General features: G+C 47.4%; 14 protein-coding genes and 1 riboswitch. Of the genes, 4 read left to right on the top strand and 10 right to left on the bottom strand.

The features are described 5' to 3' along the window. Positions 1 to 21 precede the first annotated feature (21 nt). Both MHI51_RS02095 and MHI51_RS02090 read left to right on the top strand, forming a co-directional pair. Complete coding sequence (locus MHI51_RS02095) at positions 22 to 630, top strand: TasA family protein (protein WP_036682781.1); 609 nt, start codon at positions 22 to 24, stop codon at positions 628 to 630. Positions 631 to 799: 169 nt separating this feature from the next. Beyond that, a complete protein-coding gene (locus MHI51_RS02090; RefSeq protein WP_036682795.1) occupies positions 800 to 1129 on the top strand; it encodes a helix-turn-helix domain-containing protein in 330 nt (109 codons plus the stop codon). A gap of 107 nt (positions 1130 to 1236) precedes the next feature. Here the strand turns inward: MHI51_RS02090 and MHI51_RS02085 are convergent, their stop codons facing one another. Beyond that, positions 1237 to 1392 (bottom strand): anti-repressor SinI family protein, encoded by a 156-nt coding sequence (locus MHI51_RS02085; RefSeq protein ID WP_232061118.1) that lies wholly within the window; start codon positions 1390 to 1392, stop codon positions 1237 to 1239. 27 nt (positions 1393 to 1419) lie between these two features. After that, positions 1420 to 1504: riboswitch (cyclic di-GMP riboswitch) on the bottom strand. Between the two features lie 470 nt (positions 1505 to 1974). On the opposite strand from MHI51_RS02085, the gene MHI51_RS02080 reads away from it, so the two are divergent. Then, complete coding sequence (locus MHI51_RS02080; protein ID WP_339246043.1) at positions 1975 to 4842, top strand: 2-oxoglutarate dehydrogenase E1 component; 2868 nt, start codon at positions 1975 to 1977, stop codon at positions 4840 to 4842. A 52-nt stretch (positions 4843 to 4894) separates the two neighbouring features. After that, positions 4895 to 6181: a 2-oxoglutarate dehydrogenase complex dihydrolipoyllysine-residue succinyltransferase gene (odhB, locus tag MHI51_RS02075; RefSeq protein ID WP_076219722.1), complete on the top strand. Its 1287-nt coding sequence runs from the start codon at positions 4895 to 4897 to the stop codon at positions 6179 to 6181. A gap of 416 nt (positions 6182 to 6597) precedes the next feature. Here the strand turns inward: odhB and MHI51_RS02070 are convergent, their stop codons facing one another. The 9 genes from MHI51_RS02070 to MHI51_RS02030 all read right to left on the bottom strand — a co-directional run bounded on the left by MHI51_RS02070 (position 6598) and on the right by MHI51_RS02030 (position 18016). After that, complete coding sequence (locus MHI51_RS02070; protein WP_405173537.1) at positions 6598 to 7560, bottom strand: hypothetical protein; 963 nt, start codon at positions 7558 to 7560, stop codon at positions 6598 to 6600. Next, positions 7521 to 8129 (bottom strand): RNA polymerase sigma factor, encoded by a 609-nt coding sequence (locus tag MHI51_RS02065; RefSeq protein WP_076192703.1) that lies wholly within the window; start codon positions 8127 to 8129, stop codon positions 7521 to 7523. Before MHI51_RS02065 ends, MHI51_RS02070 begins: the two co-directional genes overlap by 40 nt. 326 nt (positions 8130 to 8455) lie before the next feature. Beyond that, a complete protein-coding gene (locus MHI51_RS02060) occupies positions 8456 to 10204 on the bottom strand; it encodes a hypothetical protein (protein ID WP_405173536.1) in 1749 nt (582 codons plus the stop codon). Between the two features lie 28 nt (positions 10205 to 10232). Then, complete coding sequence (locus MHI51_RS02055; RefSeq protein ID WP_405173535.1) at positions 10233 to 10919, bottom strand: hypothetical protein; 687 nt, start codon at positions 10917 to 10919, stop codon at positions 10233 to 10235. Continuing rightward, on the bottom strand, positions 10919 to 11869 hold the full coding sequence (locus tag MHI51_RS02050) for a sugar phosphate isomerase/epimerase family protein (protein WP_405173534.1): 951 nt from the start codon (positions 11867 to 11869) through the stop codon (positions 10919 to 10921). Before MHI51_RS02050 ends, MHI51_RS02055 begins: the two co-directional genes overlap by 1 nt. A gap of 34 nt (positions 11870 to 11903) precedes the next feature. After that, positions 11904 to 12776, bottom strand: a complete 873-nt coding sequence (locus tag MHI51_RS02045; protein WP_038568356.1) for a carbohydrate ABC transporter permease — start codon at positions 12774 to 12776, stop codon at positions 11904 to 11906. A gap of 25 nt (positions 12777 to 12801) precedes the next feature. Continuing rightward, on the bottom strand, positions 12802 to 13704 hold the full coding sequence (locus tag MHI51_RS02040) for a sugar ABC transporter permease (RefSeq protein ID WP_038568353.1): 903 nt from the start codon (positions 13702 to 13704) through the stop codon (positions 12802 to 12804). Between the two features lie 74 nt (positions 13705 to 13778). After that, a complete protein-coding gene (locus MHI51_RS02035; RefSeq protein WP_076124659.1) occupies positions 13779 to 15389 on the bottom strand; it encodes an extracellular solute-binding protein in 1611 nt (536 codons plus the stop codon). Positions 15390 to 15766: 377 nt separating this feature from the next. Continuing rightward, positions 15767 to 18016 carry a helix-turn-helix domain-containing protein gene (locus tag MHI51_RS02030; protein ID WP_405173533.1) on the bottom strand — a complete coding sequence of 750 codons (2250 nt, stop codon included), beginning with the start codon at positions 18014 to 18016 and terminating at the stop codon, positions 15767 to 15769. Positions 18017 to 18024 lie beyond the last annotated feature (8 nt).

Here is an 18024-nt window from a genome sequence, read left to right as displayed (position 1 = left end):
AATTTGAGGAGGAATTTTATTATGGGTATCAAGAAAACATTGGGTCTTGGCGTAGCATCTGCAGCACTGGGTTTATCATTAATCGGCGGAGGAACCTTCGCATACTTTAGCGACACTGCGCAAAGCACAGCTACATTCGCAGCGGGCACGCTCGATCTGAACTCCGACCCTTCTGTCATCGTTAATATTCCTAACCTGAAACCAGGTGATACGGTAACTAAATCCTTCAAATTGAAAAACGATGGTTCGCTCGATATCGGATCTATTATTCTGAATACATCGACTCAAATCACGGATGCTAAAGGAGATAACTACCTGGATTTAGCCGAGTTCATTAAAGTTAAATTCCTTAGAAATAATGATAAAGGAGTACCTATCGTCTCTCCTGAAAATGTAGTTTATGAGACTACACTTGCTGCTTTAAAAAGTCAGCATCCGGATCTCGTAAAAAATACAGGTTGGGATCAACTCTTTACCGAAGCATCCGGTATTAAAGCCGGTACCAACGACAGCTTCTCCGTCCAATTCGAATTTGTGGAAAATAACCAAGATCAAAATATTTTCCAAGGCGATAGCTTAACACTGACTTGGGATTTCGTAGCTAAACAAGGTGCGAAAAAAGACTACTAAGATCAATAAAGTAATTTAATAAAATACTCGAAGAGCAGCAGATCCTGAATCCGGCCACGGATAAGCAGATTGCTGCTCTTCTCTTTACAATAAACTTTGTCCGATTTATTGATATTTGCTATACTAATAACAAAAATTACGGAGGGGCGTCAGCATAGTGCCACAGAATATGGGCCAACGTATCCAGCAGCTCCGCCTAGACAAGGGTTTCTCCCTATCTGAGCTTGCGGACAGAGCAGATGTGGCTAAGTCGTATCTTAGCAACGTGGAGAGAAACATCCAATCCAATCCATCCATCCAGTTTATCGAAAAAATCGCTGACGCGCTTCAGGTATCCATTCATGCCCTACTCTATGGAGAACCCAATGATGCAGAGGAATCACATTTAGATTCGGAATGGTTCCGATTGGTGCAGGAAGCTATGGACTCAGGCATTAGCAAACGCGAATTCAAAGAATTTCTGGACTATCAGAAATGGAAGCTCGATCAAAAGGATTAATACTTCCTACTAATCTGGTACGATCCTCTCTTCTACTAAATCATATCGAAAAAGGACACAGCGAAGAACCGCTGTGCCCTTTTTCGATATGTAACCCCTCTAATGTATTACTGCACGATCTGCACAGTTTTCTCATGAAAGAACTGGCGGATTTCATCTGCCTTAATGCCAGCCTTCTTAGCTGCTAATAATAAATGTACCCACTCTTGATCCAGATCAATAAACTGCTGTTCTCTGTTGCTACCCTGGTTGGACTTTTCCAAAAAATCTCCCCCTAAGATTTTACGTCCCCAGGCAATCCGGCTGTCATAGTATCTCTACCTTAGACCCGCGACTTTGTGCCCCTGCCTTTCGGCAAGTTTACCTTTTACTGGACCCTTTTCACGAAAGGATCTACTTAAAAAACTATAAAATTACTATCTGCAATAACATTATACAAAAAGAAAGCGGAAAAGTGTGTCGATTCCTGGTTACTTTCTATTTTAAAAACGAAAAATAAAAGATTTTTTTTCAAAGATCTTGTCCGATTATCACGATACTCGTCCGTTACATAAAATAAATTGTACTAGCAAAATAAATATTTACTGACCTAATAGTTAAAAATAAGGATAATAGAATCATTTTAATAGGCCTTTAGAATGGGTAATGAGAAGAAACACCCTTCTTTTCATTAGAACAAGCTAACCCATACCATTTTGCGAACGTATTGGACGAAAGAATGAATTGATTACAGTGGCCGAAAGTAGCACAATAAGATGAGAAATGAAACCGCAATCATCACAGCTCCAGTAAGCGTTGACACAAAATGTCACGTATGGAGTTCATCCGTTAAGGAGGATGTATTCATGGCAGCCAAAGAGCCCTATAACGAATCCATTTGGAGTAAGTATTACGGACCCAATTTAGGCTACATTCAAGAAAGATATGAACAGTTTGTGAAAGATCCCTCCACCGTAGAAAATAATTATCGCGAGCTTTTTACAAATTCGGGACCTCCTCCCCTAACTCCGGATAGCGAACCGGCTCCTCAGCCGCGCATCTCGGGAGACACCGAATGGCTTAGAAAAGCAGTAAGAGCTTCCAAGCTAATCGCCAATATTCGTATATATGGCCATATGGCCGCTGAAATTGATCCGCTGGTACGCGATCAGAATCCCATGGCAAAATATCTTGAGCTTGAAACCTATGGGCTGACCCGCGAAGACCTGATCGCACTGCCTGCCACGCTTATATGGGAAAATGCGCCGAATGATGTGCATACCGGATGGGATGCCGTGCAACGTATGCGTCAGGCATACACCAAGACTATCGCCTATGAATTCGGGCATGTGCATGAAGAAAAAGAACTGCAATGGCTAAATAGGCAGGCAGAATCCACCAGCTCACCAGCACCCCTAAATAATACAGAACGCAAAGAGCTCCTGAACCGCCTGATTCAGGTAGAGCAATTTGAAACCTTCCTCCACAAGACTTTTGTAGGTCAGAAGCGTTTCAGTCTTGAAGGCAATGATGCTCTTGTGCCGATGTTAGATGAAATCGTACGTGCTGCTGCACATGACGGTGCGGAGCATATTTTGATGGGCATGGCGCATCGCGGCCGCCTCAACGTTCTTGCACATATTTTGGGCAAACCTTATGATATCATATTTTCAGAGTTTCATCATTCTCCGAACAAGGAGCTTTTCCCTTCCGAAGGCTCCACAGGCATTAACTATGGTTGGACAGGTGATGTGAAATACCATCTCGGTGCAGACCGTGCTGTCCGTGAAGGAGAAACCGTACGCACAAGAATAACACTAGCGAATAACCCAAGTCACTTGGAATTCGTCAATCCTGTTGTGGAAGGTTTCACTCGTGCCGCACAAGAAGATCGGAGCACTGCAGGACTGCCGAAGATTGATACCAGTAAAGCTATGGCGGTGCTGATGCATGGCGATGCTGCTTTTCCAGGTGAAGGAATTGTTGCAGAAACGCTTAATATCGGCAAACTTCAAGGTTATCAAAATGGTGGGACGATCCATATCATTGTTAATAACCGAATTGGTTTTACGACTGAAAGTGAAGATTCCCGTTCTACGCATTATGCGAGTGACATCGCCAAAGGGTATGAAATCCCAATAGTCCATGTCAACGCTGATGACCCAGAAGCCTGCGTAGCAGCTGTACGTTTAGCTAGCGCATACCGCCATCAATTCAAAAAAGATTTCGTAATTGATCTCATCGGCTACCGCCGTCATGGTCACAACGAAATGGATGATCCTGAAACCACACAACCTATTGTCTACGGTAAGGTTCGCAATCATCCAACCGTCTACAAGGTCTATGCAGAGAGACTGAAAAACGAAAAGGTTCTTACCGCCGAAGACGTACAAAGGATGAATGCTGAAGCAGAAAGCGTATTGCAGCGTGCGTACGATACTATGAAGGAAGGCAATCATAAGAAAAAAGAACCCAAAGCCTTCATTCCTCTACAAACGGACCGCGCAGCGGCAAACACTACAGCGGTATCCATCTCCAGCCTGCAGGAGATCAATCGTGAACTGTTGACGGTTCCTGCTGGATTCCAGGTTTATCCGAAGCTGGAGCGCATTTTACAACGTCGTAAAGATGCACTGAATGAGGGTGAAAAGGTCGACTGGGCACTGGCTGAAACATTAGCCTTCGCTACCATTCTGAAAAATGGAACGCCCATCCGACTGAGCGGTCAAGATGCCCAGCGCGGAACCTTCGCACATCGCCATCTGGTGCTGCACGACAGTAAAACAGGAGATTTATTCTCTCCTCTGCATCAGCTAAGCGATTCCCGTGCCTCCTTTGGCGTATACAACAGTCCATTGTCAGAGGCATCAGTATTAGGCTTTGAATATGGTTATAATGTGTTTGCACCGGAAACCTTCGTAATCTGGGAAGCACAGTATGGTGATTTCGCCAATGCGGGTCAGGTTATTTTTGACCAGTTCATTGCCGCTGGACGCGCCAAATGGACACAGCGCAGCAATCTCGTCATCATGCTGCCGCATGGCTACGAAGGACAGGGACCTGAGCACTCCAGCGGTAGGCTGGAACGGTTCTTGCAGCTATCCGCTGAGGAGAACTGGACGGTCGCTAACCTGACTACCGCTTCGCAATATTTCCATCTGCTGCGGCGCCAAGCAGCGTTATGCGGGCAGGAAGATGCTAGACCGCTAGTCATTATGACGCCGAAAAGTCTCATTCGGAATACGCGCAGCACTTCTGCCGGAACCGAGCTGGCTTCAGGACAATTCAAGCCTGTATTAGCTGAATCTTTGCTTGGCCAGAAACCAAGTGAAGTTAAACGGCTCGTAGTCTGCAGCGGTAAAGTCGCTATCGACATCCAAACAGAACTGGAAGCAGCACCGGATAAGGATTGGTCATGGCTGCATGTTCTTCGCCTAGAGCAGCTTTATCCGTTCCCGGAACAAGAGTTAAGCGAACATTTAAACTCCTTCAGCTCCCTTCAGGAAATTGTCTGGGTGCAAGAAGAGCCGAAAAATATGGGCGGCTGGAGCTATAGTGAGCCTCGGTTACGCGCCATCGCACCGAAAAATGCCGGCGTAAGATATATCGGCCGTCCGGAACGTTCCAGCCCGGCCAGTGGTTATGCAGATGTGCATAGCTTCGAACAACGTAGAATTGTAACAGAAGCCCTAAAATCAAATTCGAACGTACAAGCGGCTGTACCGTCCTCTTAAGAGGACGGTATCACAATAGCGTAAACCATTATGTTTGGGGAGGAAACGGCCTGTGTCAGAAATCTTAGTACCCGATCTGGGAGAATCCATATCCGAAGGAACCATCTACAAATGGCTGGTTAAAGAAGGCGACACGGTAGGTCAAGGCGATGTGCTTGCTGAGCTGGAAACGGATAAAGTCAATCTGGAAATTAGTGCAGAGGTGGAGGGTGTCATCTCCACCATCCTGCGTCAAGCGGGCGAGAACGTAGCCGTTGGCGAAGCCATCGGTATCATTGGAGCCGCAAGCGGCAGTACGCCACGGGCCGCTGAAAGCGAAGCCGAAGCGCCTAAAGCGGCTCCGGCAGGCGGCAACGCAGTTGCAGCCGCCGCGCCTGTAGCTGCGCCCGAAGTGCCTGCAGCAGGTGGCGACAGCCATGCTGCCTTGGCATCGCCGGGCGCACGCAAGCTGGCACGGGAGCGCGGCATCGACCTCGGCGAGGTTAGCGCCCGTGATCCTATCGGCCGGATTGGTCAGGCCGATGTGTCCGGTCATGGTGCAGCAGCGCCGCAGGCCGCTGCACCGGTAGCTCCGGCGCCGCAAGGCAAGCCGGAACCAGCGAAGCCGGCAGCGGGCAAAGCCACGCCGGACGAGGGCAAAAACGTGGAGCGCAAGCGCATGTCACGCAGACGGCTCACGATTGCCAGCCGCTTGGTCGAAGCGCAGCAGACCGCGGCCATGCTTACCACCTTCAACGAGGTGGACATGACAGCGATCCTCGACATCCGCAAGCGCCGCAAGGATGCATTTAAAGAAAAACATGAAGTTGGACTAGGCTTCATGTCCTTCTTCACCAAAGCCGTGATCGGTGCGCTTAAAACCTATCCACTGCTGAACGCCGAAATCGACGGTGAAGATCTGGTCGTTAAGAAATTCTACGACATCGGTATTGCTGTTGCAGCGAAAGAAGGACTTGTAGTTCCCGTAGTCCGTGATGCGGATCGGCTCAGCTTCCCGGAAATCGAGCGCCAGATTGGCGAGCTCGCTTCCAAAGCACGTGCCAATACGCTCAGCCTCTCCGAGCTGCAAGGCGGAACATTCACCATCACCAACGGTGGCGTATTCGGCTCCTTGTTATCGACACCGATTCTGAATACACCACAGGTGGGTATTCTAGGGATGCATAAGATCCAACTGCGTCCGATCGCGCTGGACGAAGAAAGAACCGTAAACCGTCCAATGATGTACATCGCCCTTTCCTATGATCACCGGATCGTTGACGGCTCTGAAGCGGTAAGCTTCCTGGTCAAAGTGAAGGAATTGCTGGAAGATCCGGAAGCACTACTGCTAGAAGGCTAACGCTCTTCGAATTTTCGAAGATATAAGAATATTAAGAAGGTATCCCTACAGCTCTCGCTTTGGGGATACCTTTTTTTATATCTGGATCCAATTTCAGCCTTCCCTGCATACGATTTAACTGTATTTTATACACTTATTTATTTCTGATCCGCTCATAGCCTCTTCTCTAATTGCATTCTCTACAACTAAAATCCGTAAAAACGTCTATTTCCACTAATTTAACCAGTAATAGCTGCATCAAATACAACTAAAGGGCCTATATACAGCTATTGGTGAACTTTAATTGCACATAATACAACTAACTTAGCGCATGCACATGCACCTACTAACATCAAACATCAAACTACACACTACTAACTTCAAACTTCAAACTTCAAACTTCAAACTTCTAACTTCAAACTTCAAACTTCAAAACTCTACTTCAATAGCTCCTCAGCCAGCTGTAAAAATTGCTCCTGGGTCAAAATCTTATCTCCATAGCTGGTGAGTGTATAATACGCATCCTGCTTCTCGTTATACCAGTTCAGATAATCATAGCTGACTTCTTCCCTTACCACCTTGTTATAGATAACTTCTGTCCCTGCAACTGTGAGCTTATTAGCTTGATTCTCAGGCGTTTGTTCCACGAAAACCTTGCCGCCATGCATGAGCGTTGCTGAGATCCCTATAAAAGCATTGTTCTTCGAATAAGTTACACTTAGCGCCCCTGGCTCGGACCACGGTATAGCCTTCATAAACAAATTGCGGGTCCCCTTGTCCTTATTTGCCTGAGCGGTAAGATCATTTAATGTTTCCTTATACAGAGAACCTGGCTTAGCTGTATCCGTAGTCGGAGAATTAGGATGGATTACACCATATTTAAAAGCGTACCCCGCTGCCGTTTCGGGAAGCATTGGCGCCCCTGTTCTTTTGATTTCTTTTAAAAAATCAGAATACGCATCTATCCGCTGCTCTTTATACTTAAACTGCAATTCTGTCGCCAAGCCTGCTGCACCTGCTTTATTTTTCACAAGATAAGCGATCAATTCACCCGGTTTAGCGAACTCTTCTGCTTGCTGCGCATATTTATCATAAGAAGCCCTTTCTGCAGATTCAGTCGGCGCAACATGTTGGACCTTCACTACTCCTTCACTATTGCGGATTTGGATATATTCAGACGCAGCATACGCAGTCACAGAAATCAGCAGAAACAGCGTTAACATACTGGCCACTGCCGTTGTTTTATTCATCACCCTCAGCGAGAACGATCGCTTTCGACCTGTTATGCCAGTAATACGCCCCATGACCTTATCTTCTACATCTACCTCATCCAAAAGTTCATTGCCCGCCGAGGCATAAATTATATCTTGGTATTCATTGCTGATTTTGTTTCTTTCCATGTGATCTCCTCCTCTGACTTCATAGCTTCCTGAACCTTTAGCTTGATCCGATTCATTCTTTTAGTTAGCGCATTGGGACTGACCCCTAGAATCTCACTTATCTCTGCATAAGTTTGTTCTTCAAACACCCGCAGAATAAGCATGTTTCTCTCCTCAAGCGACAATCCCGCTAAAGCCGCAGACAATGAAGGACTATACAACCGAGCATCCAGCTCCTGTTCAGGACTTGCAGACAGTACTTCCGGACGAAAAATACGCATGACTTGCTTATGCAGACGACGCCTGCGCAGCAGATTTAAGCAATGATGATATGCGATACGATAGAGCCATGCCGAGAAATGCATTTGCGATTTGTATTGCCGGATAGATTGATAACCCTTTACCAAAATATCCTGAACCGCGTCCTCCGCATCCTGCTTGTTTTCTAACAAACGATAGCAATATCGATAGATCGGCTTTTGGAATGACCTGACAATTAAAGCATACTGCTCGGAATCTCCCTTTTGAATCCTAACGATTAGCTCTTCCAACTCTGTCGAGTCTAGCGAATCCTGTGGCGATGTAAGCACCTCCTTAACCCTTATATCTCTATAACACTTGACCACCGAAAAAAGTGCCTATGTAAACCAAACTAAAGGAAATTTTATAAAAGCTGACAGTCACGGCTTCGGAGAATGTTTGAATCACTGACGGCTGGTGTCCCCGGATTTCTTACTTATACCATTATGCACGGTTAAAATCTGGTGAGTCTATGCTTAGCAGATGCATAACAAAACCTCCCATTAGACCTGATAACTCCAGGTTTGCTTCTAATGGAAGGTTTTTTAATAAGGCTTATTATTCTAAGACTGAGGTGTAACGTCAACGTCTGCTAAATTGTAAATTGTTGCAAAGGTTACTCTCTTATCATGGAAGGAGATAGAGTGATCGTAATCGTCTTATCGAACGGAGTCATAAAATTGACCAACACCGCCTTGCAGTTATCCTGCAGCTTCGCCTCACGCACCGTAGCCGCCAGATGTCCAAGCTCGCCCCCTGACAGTTCAATCCAGTCCTCTTCACAACTATAGCGGAGGTTACCGCCGTTCCAGAGATAATGGTCCTCTCCGACAGCCTGCAATTCACCCGATGTGAAACATCCTTCCCGTCCAAAAATAAAAGACAGCTGAGTCATAACCTCTGTAGGTTCCTCAGCATGCAACCGGAGGGTCCACCCTCTGTCCGTGCGTTGAACCTCCGTCTCCACACGGAATGTCTGTTCATGCGTAAGTGCGCGGCTCTGATGCGGTAGCAGATACCAAGGGCTTACCGGCTCCCCAGATGTTTGCGGAAGCAGTTCACCTTCTACAGGACCGTAATAACCCTTCTTTTGTTCTCCTGACAGGTGGTATCCGTCAGGTAGTTTGATCATTTTCTGCATCGGGACATATCCCGGATTAAAGTAAGAAGCCAGCTGCACTGCAAGCAGCCTGACAGCACCGTGACGGAGTGCAAAAAAAGACGGCGTCTCCGTGATTAAGGTCACGCTAGTGTTCCCGTCCCTGTAACGCGCAACCGGTGCTCCGAAATCAGTATGCAGCCGGCTGTGGTAAATTCGCCCTTGATGGCCGGACTTCTCCATATCCTGCAGATAGCCGTGTCGCGGAAAATCGCCGTTCAGTATTTTCTCATATTTTACAGGCAGAGCTGCCGAATCTTCAAAAGGTTGCTGAAGCTCCGGCTCCAGCAGCATACGTACAAGTACGTTAACAGAGCAGACCCCCGGATTTTCCAGTGCTCTGCCTGCCCATTCGGCCATCCCCGCAAACAATGGCTCCTTATCGGAACGGGCCAGAATAGCGTACGGTAAATAATATGGAGACAGGTCGTGAAAGCTCCCCAGATCCTGGCGTCCAGAATAATCGGTCACAACTTCGCCCTTAGGATGCACCAAATAGACCATCATGTGTAAATTCAGACGAACTGGCTCCAGCAACTGCGGCCGATCCAGCAGACGAGCGGCATGAATCAGCATGATGTCGCTGACCGCACTATAAATACCGTTACTGCGCTCCGTCCATTCTCCATCAGGTGTAATATCCATCCCTTCAGCCAACCACTGATCCGCCCGTTGGACAGCCTCCTCCAGTCCGAACAGTTCATGCAGAAACCCCAGTGCTGCACACAATACCCAACGGTGATTCGGCGTGTGACAGCCCCCTGTAAGCATGACGGGAATAGTTCGCTTAAGAAACAAGAGCATATTATCAAGCACCTGTTGCAGTGGCGCCCAATCCTGCGACGCCAACAGTTGGTATAGCTGAGCATAGCCGACGATGACAAAGGCTGTATCCGGGGGAGAATGATAGTTCGTCCAGCCCGGAGAGATCGAGCCATCCTCATGTTGTGAACGCAGCACGAACTCCGTCGCCAGCAGCAGGCGGGCCAGCAGCAGCTCATCACGGTAGAATGCGGAATCCGGGTTAACCAGAGCCGCTCCCCAATAACACATATCGGTTGGTGTGCCGGTCGTATGATTAACCCAGGCAACGCCAGTACCCGGATCTATTGTCCCTCCATAATAGCGGCTCGTCGGATCAAGCACCTGCCGGGATAATCCCTCCACTGCCGCTCTATCATTACTGGCTACCAGTTGCTTGTACATTATACTTCCCTCCATGTTAACAATCTGCTCAATGTCTGGGTGGTAACATGAGCTGAAGCCGCGCCAGCTCTTGTCGGATACGTTCAGGAATTTCCGTGAACAGTTGATTCCAAGAAACGAACAATTCCTCCCGGTCCGCATATTCCCAGCACGAATAGGACAGGGAAGGCGTGAACCGGCAGGTTTGCAGATAACGGTGGACAAGACGGTCAGTTTCTCCATCGGACGCCAGAATGCCGTGAAAAAAGTCGCCATAAATCAGACCCTCCGCACCTGCTCCATCCTGTGTACTGGATGCGAATCCCGGTAACAGCTCAAAGACTTCAGGGAACGGGGCAAGAGCATGCTTGCCGGGTTGGACATAGAGGTCCACCCGTGTCCCGCTTAGATTGCTGCCCCCGCGCAGCAGCGCTTTAAGGAATTTCCCGTGAAAGCTCGCTTCGGCATCCACCACTTCCCCGTCTCTACCGATGTAAACCCACACATGCTCCAGATCATATAAATGCTGAATATCATAATCGTAATAAATCGCGTATTCCACAACGGCCAGCACATCCGGATGGTTCACAGCTAGACGGCGCCGGAAGGAAGGAGACTCTTCCTCCTGCCGCATCACCGTTATACCGAGACGTACCGGAAAAAATGGCTCGTTCTGATCGAATAATAAGCGCGGAGCATACTTCATAGCTAACCTACGGTCTTCATCGTTCAACATCAGACCTGTCCTCTACGCGCCAACTTGGCCATAAGCAGCTGATGACTTTCATCAATTTCTTCCGGCTGGCAAGCTGCCTTCAACTCATACACCTTGACCCGCGCCCGTTCAATCATCGGCAGATAAGCATCATAGAATTTCATATTCCCGCTGTTTACATAAGGGCACCAGTGATCAGACAGACCGATGGTCTCATGAATGTGAACACCTACAATATCATCCATCAGACCTTCCATTTCCCCCACACTGTCGTACAAACCCAAACGGTCCATCATAATGGCATGCCCGGTGTCATACCATATGCCCACAGGCGCTCCTTTTAGCGCCTTAATAATCATTTTGGCTTCCGCAAGCGTCGGAATCTGCTGCGGTTTGGAACGTGTTTCGATACCAAAGCGTACGTTTATCCCCTCAGAAACTGCCCGGTTACATACTTCATCTAGGCTTTCAATAATTTTCTGCACATAGCCGGCGCTATAGGCTTCCCGCCGCTCCATCAGTTCCGCCCATTTGCTGCGATAAGCGTTAGAATCTCTACCTTCTCCGTTATAAATCTGCTCCAGCTCTTTGCTGATATCATTTGGAAAGGGTACCTCACCGGGATGCACAACAACAGCTTCTCCTCCGTAACGCTGAGCGTACTTAGCCGAGCCAATCAGCAGCTCAATCGCCCGCTGCCGCTTCTCCTCATCCTCAAAACCCAGCAGCACGGAATCTGTGCCATAATCGGAGTCCTGCACATGCGGGAAAGTGTTGTGGACACTGGAGATCCCCATCTCCCCCCGCTCAAGCATCGGCTCGATCGTTTCCAGCATTTCCTTAGTCACATTATAGTTCAGCTCCACCTGCTGAAAGCCGAGATCGCGGATTTCCCGCAGCATTTCACTGCCGATGGAATGACGCTTAATATTCCAGCAAGTTGAGAACGAAAACATGCCTTTGTCCTCCATAATTATTTTCTCCTCCCTTGTTACAGCTTACGGTTCAACCTTTTACGGCACCAAGCATTACACCGCTGACAAAATATTTCTGCAGCCATGGATATACGGCAAGGATCGGTACTGTTGCAAAGATAACGGTGGCCGCTTTTAGGCTCTCTGGTGTCAGTGGGGTCCGGTTGGCACCTTCCATTTGTGTCAGTTCGGATACCATGTTGTTCTGCACCATCTGGAACAGCTTGAGCTGGAGCGGATACAAATCCGGATTATTGATATACATCAAAGAATCCTGAAAGCCGTTCCACCTTCCCACTGCGTAGAAAAGCGCCAATGTGGCCATAACCGGCATGGATAGCGGCAATATAATACTCATCAGGGTACGAAGATGGGAACTGCCATCGATTTCGGCCGATTCCTCCAGGCTGGCAGGAATGTTATTGAAAAAGGAGATCAGGATAATCAGGTTAAAGGGGCTGACCAGACCTGGCAGGATAAGCGACCAGACCGAATTAATCAAATGCAAATCACGGATCAACAAATATTCAGGAATAATACCGCCGCTGAAAAACATAGTGATAACGATCAGATACATAAAAAATTTACGGCCCTTCAATTTTCTTTTGGTCAGCGGATAAGCTGCTGCCACAGTGAAAAGCATACACAGCACCGTTGTGGCAAACGTCAGAATAACCGTAAAGACAAGAGAGCGGATCATCGCATTATTGGAAAAAACATTAATGTATGCATTCCAGTTCAATTCAATGGGGAAAATCGTTACTTCTCCAGAAGTAATTGCCCGGTTGGAACTAAGCGACACGGCAATCACATGCAAAAACGGAGCCAAGCAGAACAAAACGAACAAGGCAACAAACGTTATATTGACGATATCGAATATCCGGTTTGAGGTACGTTCACTCATAGCACTCCGCCTCCTTCTTTCTTTATCATAAAATACCGTCTCCGGTCACTTTTTTCGAAATATAGTTGGAGCCAAAAATAAACACCAGTCCCACCACGGCCTGGAACAATCCGACTACAGTAGCCAACGTATATTGTCCGGATTCTAGACCCACCCGGTACACAAAGGTACTGAGCACATCAGAATACTCACGCACAGCAGTGTTACCGATAATGTAAGGGCGGTCAAAGCCGATGCTGACCATCTTTCCCAGATTGAGGATAAGCAGCGTCACGATGGTTGGTTTTATGCTAGGAAGCGTAATGTAGCGGATTTTCTTCAGCCTTGTCGCTCCATCCACTTCAGCAGCTTCAAACAGCTCTCGGTTGACACCGGTTAACGCCGCCAGATAAAGGATAGTCCCCCAACCGGCACTTTGCCAGACGCCTGTGAATAAATAAGTGATCAGCCACGGATTTTTTTCAGTCAGAAACGGGATGGGAGTAAGGCCTAAGCTCTCCAGCACACCGTTCACCATACCGGACTGGTTGCCGAACAATTGATATACGATTCCCCCGATGATCACCCAGGAAATAAAGTGGGGGATATACAAAATTGTCTGCGATATTTTTTTGAACCACACCGAACGAATTTCGAACAGCATAATCGCCAGGATAATCGGAGCCGGAAAAGAGACAAGTAAATCCAGAAAATTCAGCATAAAGGTATTGCGCAAGGTGGTGTAGAACTCTCTCATTCCAAAAACCTCGCGGAACGCATCAAAGCCAATCCACTCGCTGCCTCCAATCCCCTGAAACAAATTGAAATCCTTAAAAGCAATCTGCACACCATACATCGGACCATAGCGGAAGATCAGGAAATAAATAATAGGCAGCGAAAGCAGCGCGTACAATTGCCAATACCGTCTAAAGTATGTCGCTTTGCTCAAGTCGTTTTCCTCCTAAGGAGAAAAACCGGGTGGAGCGCAGCACCATCTCCCCCCGGTTTTCACTATATATTTGTTTATTGAGCCGAAAGTTCCTTAAACGACTTCTCCAGTTCCTCTTTCAGCTTGGTTCCGCCCAAAGTCATGTAATCTTTCATTTCCTGCTCGTAAACCGCTTCAAACTGCTCTGGTTTGGCCATTGCCGTCTTTACAATAATTACGTTGAGCTTATCTTTGAGCGTTGTGCCATATTGCGATTCCGCTTCTATCGGCTTGCCGAAGACGAGCGGACCCACCGTGTCAGCGTTGGCGATAGCGATAGATTGAGTCAGCATCTCCCGGTTACGTTCCGGGAAGCCCAGCGCCCATGCTTTTTCATTAGTGGCCTGATCACCGATGTTTTTGCCGTTGGAGATAATGGCCATGTCGCCAGCATTAAATAGACGATCGGCGAACTCCTGGGAAACATCTGTTTTGGCCACTGGAATACCGTCTACCAGGTCGTAGTTTTCACCTTCAACGCCATTTTGGATATCAATCAGATTATTATCCGAAGCCATCCAATCGAGATACTTAACGGCTTCCACGGCGCGTTTACTACTCTTCGGAATCATGATGTACATGCCGTTGGAGGCATACCGGGATTTAATGTGCTTGTTATCAACGTTGGCGTTGGTTAAGACGTCTACCGGCAGCACCTTGCTTCCCTCTACATTTTTGTAGAGATTATCCAGGGTACCATCGGCATAGAACAAGACATCCACATCCTCCGACCAGTAGCCTACATTGCCGTTCTGGATATCCTTGGCCAACTGTGTTTTATCCTCGTCCAGACTGAAGTCCTTACTGATCATCCCTTCATTGTAGAGCTTATTAAGAAATTGCAGGGCATCCTTAAAGCCCTCATGCAGCGGCAGCTCATAACGTTGGCTGTAGGTCAGATCGCCGCTGATCGGCTTCATGAAAGAGAAAATCAACGTCTCGAATTGGGCTGGTGCCAGTGCCATGCCCATCGGGATGTTTTTGCTGCCGAGATTGCCCGGATCCTTTTCTTTAAACGCTTTCAAAGTAGTGTACAGCTCATCGGTCGTCGTTGGCACAGGCAGTCCTAATTTATCTAACCAATCCTGACGGATGTAGGAGCTATAACGGCCTGTGATCGCCCGTTTACCAGGGATCGCATACTGCTGGCCTTCAAGCTGGCCGAACGCCAGCGTATCCTCGCCAATAAACTTTTTCAGATTCGGGCCATATTCATCGAGAATTTCTCCGACATCAGTCAAGCCACCTTGCTGGGCATACCGATAAAACACACTGGAATCATACGTAAATACGATATCGGGCACATCCGTATTGCTCGCCATCAAAACATTCAGCTTGGTAACTTCCTCAGAACGCTGGATAGGTACAAATTCTACATCAATGTTATTCGGATCTCCGAACTTTTCCTGCACTAGTTTAGTTAAGTAGTTATTGGTAATGGTATGAGGGGCTGGGCTGTTGCCGCGGTCAAACACTTCCACCTTTAATGTAACGCGCTTGGCACTTTCGCCGGCTGGGGCACCCTCGGATGCTGTGTTGTTTTTAGAATCATTGGAACAGCCTGCTAGCAGAGAAACGCCCATTATTGCGGTTAATCCGATCCCGATTGCTTTCTTCAGAACTCCTTGATGTACGTTCACTGTCATTTTTCCATCCCCTTCGCCCTTGCAGGCTTTAATGGTGTATTTATGATCCCCTAGCCTTAACTCTATCCATCCCCAGCGGAATCCATATCACGTGATGCTTTTTACTGCCGTGCTACTGGGTCGCTTGTTGTTCTGGATGCCCACAGTATTTCATGAATTCCGGCAGTCTGACAATAAACCTCTTTCGGATGCTCATATCCCAGCAAAATCGGACTTCCGGTTTATCCATACAACCATTTTCGTAGAATAAACCGCTTTCAAAAGTGTGAAAATAAAGACCGCATCGGTGTTCGCGCCCTCATCATAGAGGTTGGCGTGCACAGATGCGGTTATAAAAACTATTGTTCACGTGCTATTGGATTAATAAAGTCGGCAGCCTATAATCTGGAGCTCCCGCGCCCGCGCTTTAAAGAACGGTAGTCACCCGGCGTGATTCCTAATACTCGTTTGAATACCCTGCCGAATGTAATTGCATTCGCATACCCCACCTGAAGTGCGATATCCTGCAGCGAACATTCCGTTTCCACTAAAAGCTTTTCGGCTTCCTTCATGCGTAGCTCTGTAAGAAAATCAACAAATTTCATTTTAAATTCTGTTTTAAATAGATAGCTGGCATATTTGCCGGATACCTGAAACCGGTCGCTCAAATGCTTTAGGGAAAGATCGGGATTTGTAAAATTCTCTTCAATATAATTCTTCATCTCGGTTACCATCGCCCGGTAGCTTTTAGTTTCACTGACAGAAACATAAGTGCGGAATAAATCAGTCAAATACTCAAACAAAATCCCCTTCATTTCATCTATGGATTCTGCCTCTTCCAGCCGCTTCAGCTGCTTCTCCGCATTTTCTGCTGACAGCTCATCCTGCAGCTGCTCAGACATGACAGCCACTTCCCGGCTCAGCATCTGCAGCATGGCCTGAATTAGAGAGCGAATATCATCATCTTGTAAATAATCCTGTTTAAAACCATCAAAAACACCTTCCAGCAGTTCCCGCCATTGGCCGCTCGACATCCGGAACTGCTTAACAAACTCAGCGATCATTTGTAGATACTTGAATGTCTCAAGAAGCGGCTGGCGCGTTTCTCCAAATTCCGTTAAAGCGATGTCTTCGTGCATTAAAAGCTTGTGCTGCATCACATTCTCCGCTGCCGCATAGGAATCCCGGATCTCCCCTGGCCCAGCCGCCACTGGCCCGATAGCGAAGCTTAAGGAGAGGCGCAAGTTCTGCTCCACCCAGGTGCGGCAGTCCTCAGCGAATACACGGATTTTCTCTGCCATCTCTTCATCACTTCCTGTGGTCAGGAAGAGAATTGCCGCCCGGTCAGTCCCTATCCACTCCGCCCAAGCTTGCAATTCCGCACTCCGCGCCAATTCTTGAAAGACATTCATCAGGGCAAATTTAAGCGTGTTCTGATCTCCCCTTGTATACCGATCTTGAAAAACCTTGTCGTAGCGGTTGATTTCGCTTAGCACAACCATAAAGCGGGTTGTGGAATGAGCTCCGGAGAGCGGCGACAGCTCTTCCATCCGCTGAACGACATTGTCCAACCGCTCGCTTTGCAAGAGATCGTTGAAAAGCTTGCTGCGCTGTAACAGCAAATTCTCTCTGCTTTTCTTATCATAATCCGTCATATGGTTGATTAGATCTTCCAGCACCCCGTCAATGAGCATCATTTCGTCCGGTCTGTCGCTGGATTGGTCCAGCTTGCGAATTTGATGACCTTCAATCCGGTTCATAATCACCTGAATTGGCTTATAGTTCCGCCGCGTAACATAGATCAGGTAAAAAATCGCGCACACAACCGTACCTAAGGCAATAGCTACCCAAAGGTAAGAAATCACTGACACCCAGCTGAATAGACTGCCCGTTTTGATCCCGCTGGAAAACGTCCAGCCAAGCCTTTCCATATATAAAGTATTCAACTGCTTCCCATTCTTGGCACCTTCACTGTCCGAATGCGCCTGATAGACCACCTGTCCATCTGCACCAAAGATGGTCAGAAAGGACAACTGTTCATTGACCATACCGTCAACGATCTGTTCCATTCCGCTCATTTTGAGATTAATTACGAGCACTCCCTCCGAGCCGAAGGGCAGCGGCATACCTTTATTTATGGTAAGCACACGTATAGACGTACGCTGAAATTCATCTTTGTATTCCCTAACAGGCTGCCAGCCTTCCGATAAAGAGCCGGAGGTGATGCGGCCAATCCAATCCTCGTCTACAAATCCTGAAAGGTCCTTTAATCCAGTTTCTGTTAAAACGCTTTCATTTCTCTTGTCATAAAGATAGATGGACTGAATATAGGGCGATTCACGCGTCAGGTTGCGTAGATTCTGGGCAACAGCGTAGACGGTCGCCATATCAATCTGGCCTTGATTGTTAAAATAACGTTTATAAGCATCGCTGCGTTCAGCAGCCTCCAGCACTGACAGTTCAGCTTCCTTGATCGTTCGGTCCACATTATCCATAAGATAACTGGCGGTGATACGGTCCGCTTTTTTAGTTTCCATTCGTGAAATATCATTAATAAATACAAAAGAGGCAAAAATCAGTATCGTCACAGTAAGCAAAAAAATAGGAAAGTAGGACAGCAGCAATCGGCGATACCAGGAACGGAACAATAGATAAC

Source organism: Paenibacillus sp. FSL H8-0260, assembly GCF_045040625.1.
GTDB lineage: Bacteria > Bacillota > Bacilli > Paenibacillales > Paenibacillaceae > Paenibacillus_AQ > Paenibacillus_AQ odorifer.
The sequence above is the reverse complement of the archived record's forward strand: the minus strand, read 5'-3'. Positions and strand labels throughout refer to the sequence as shown.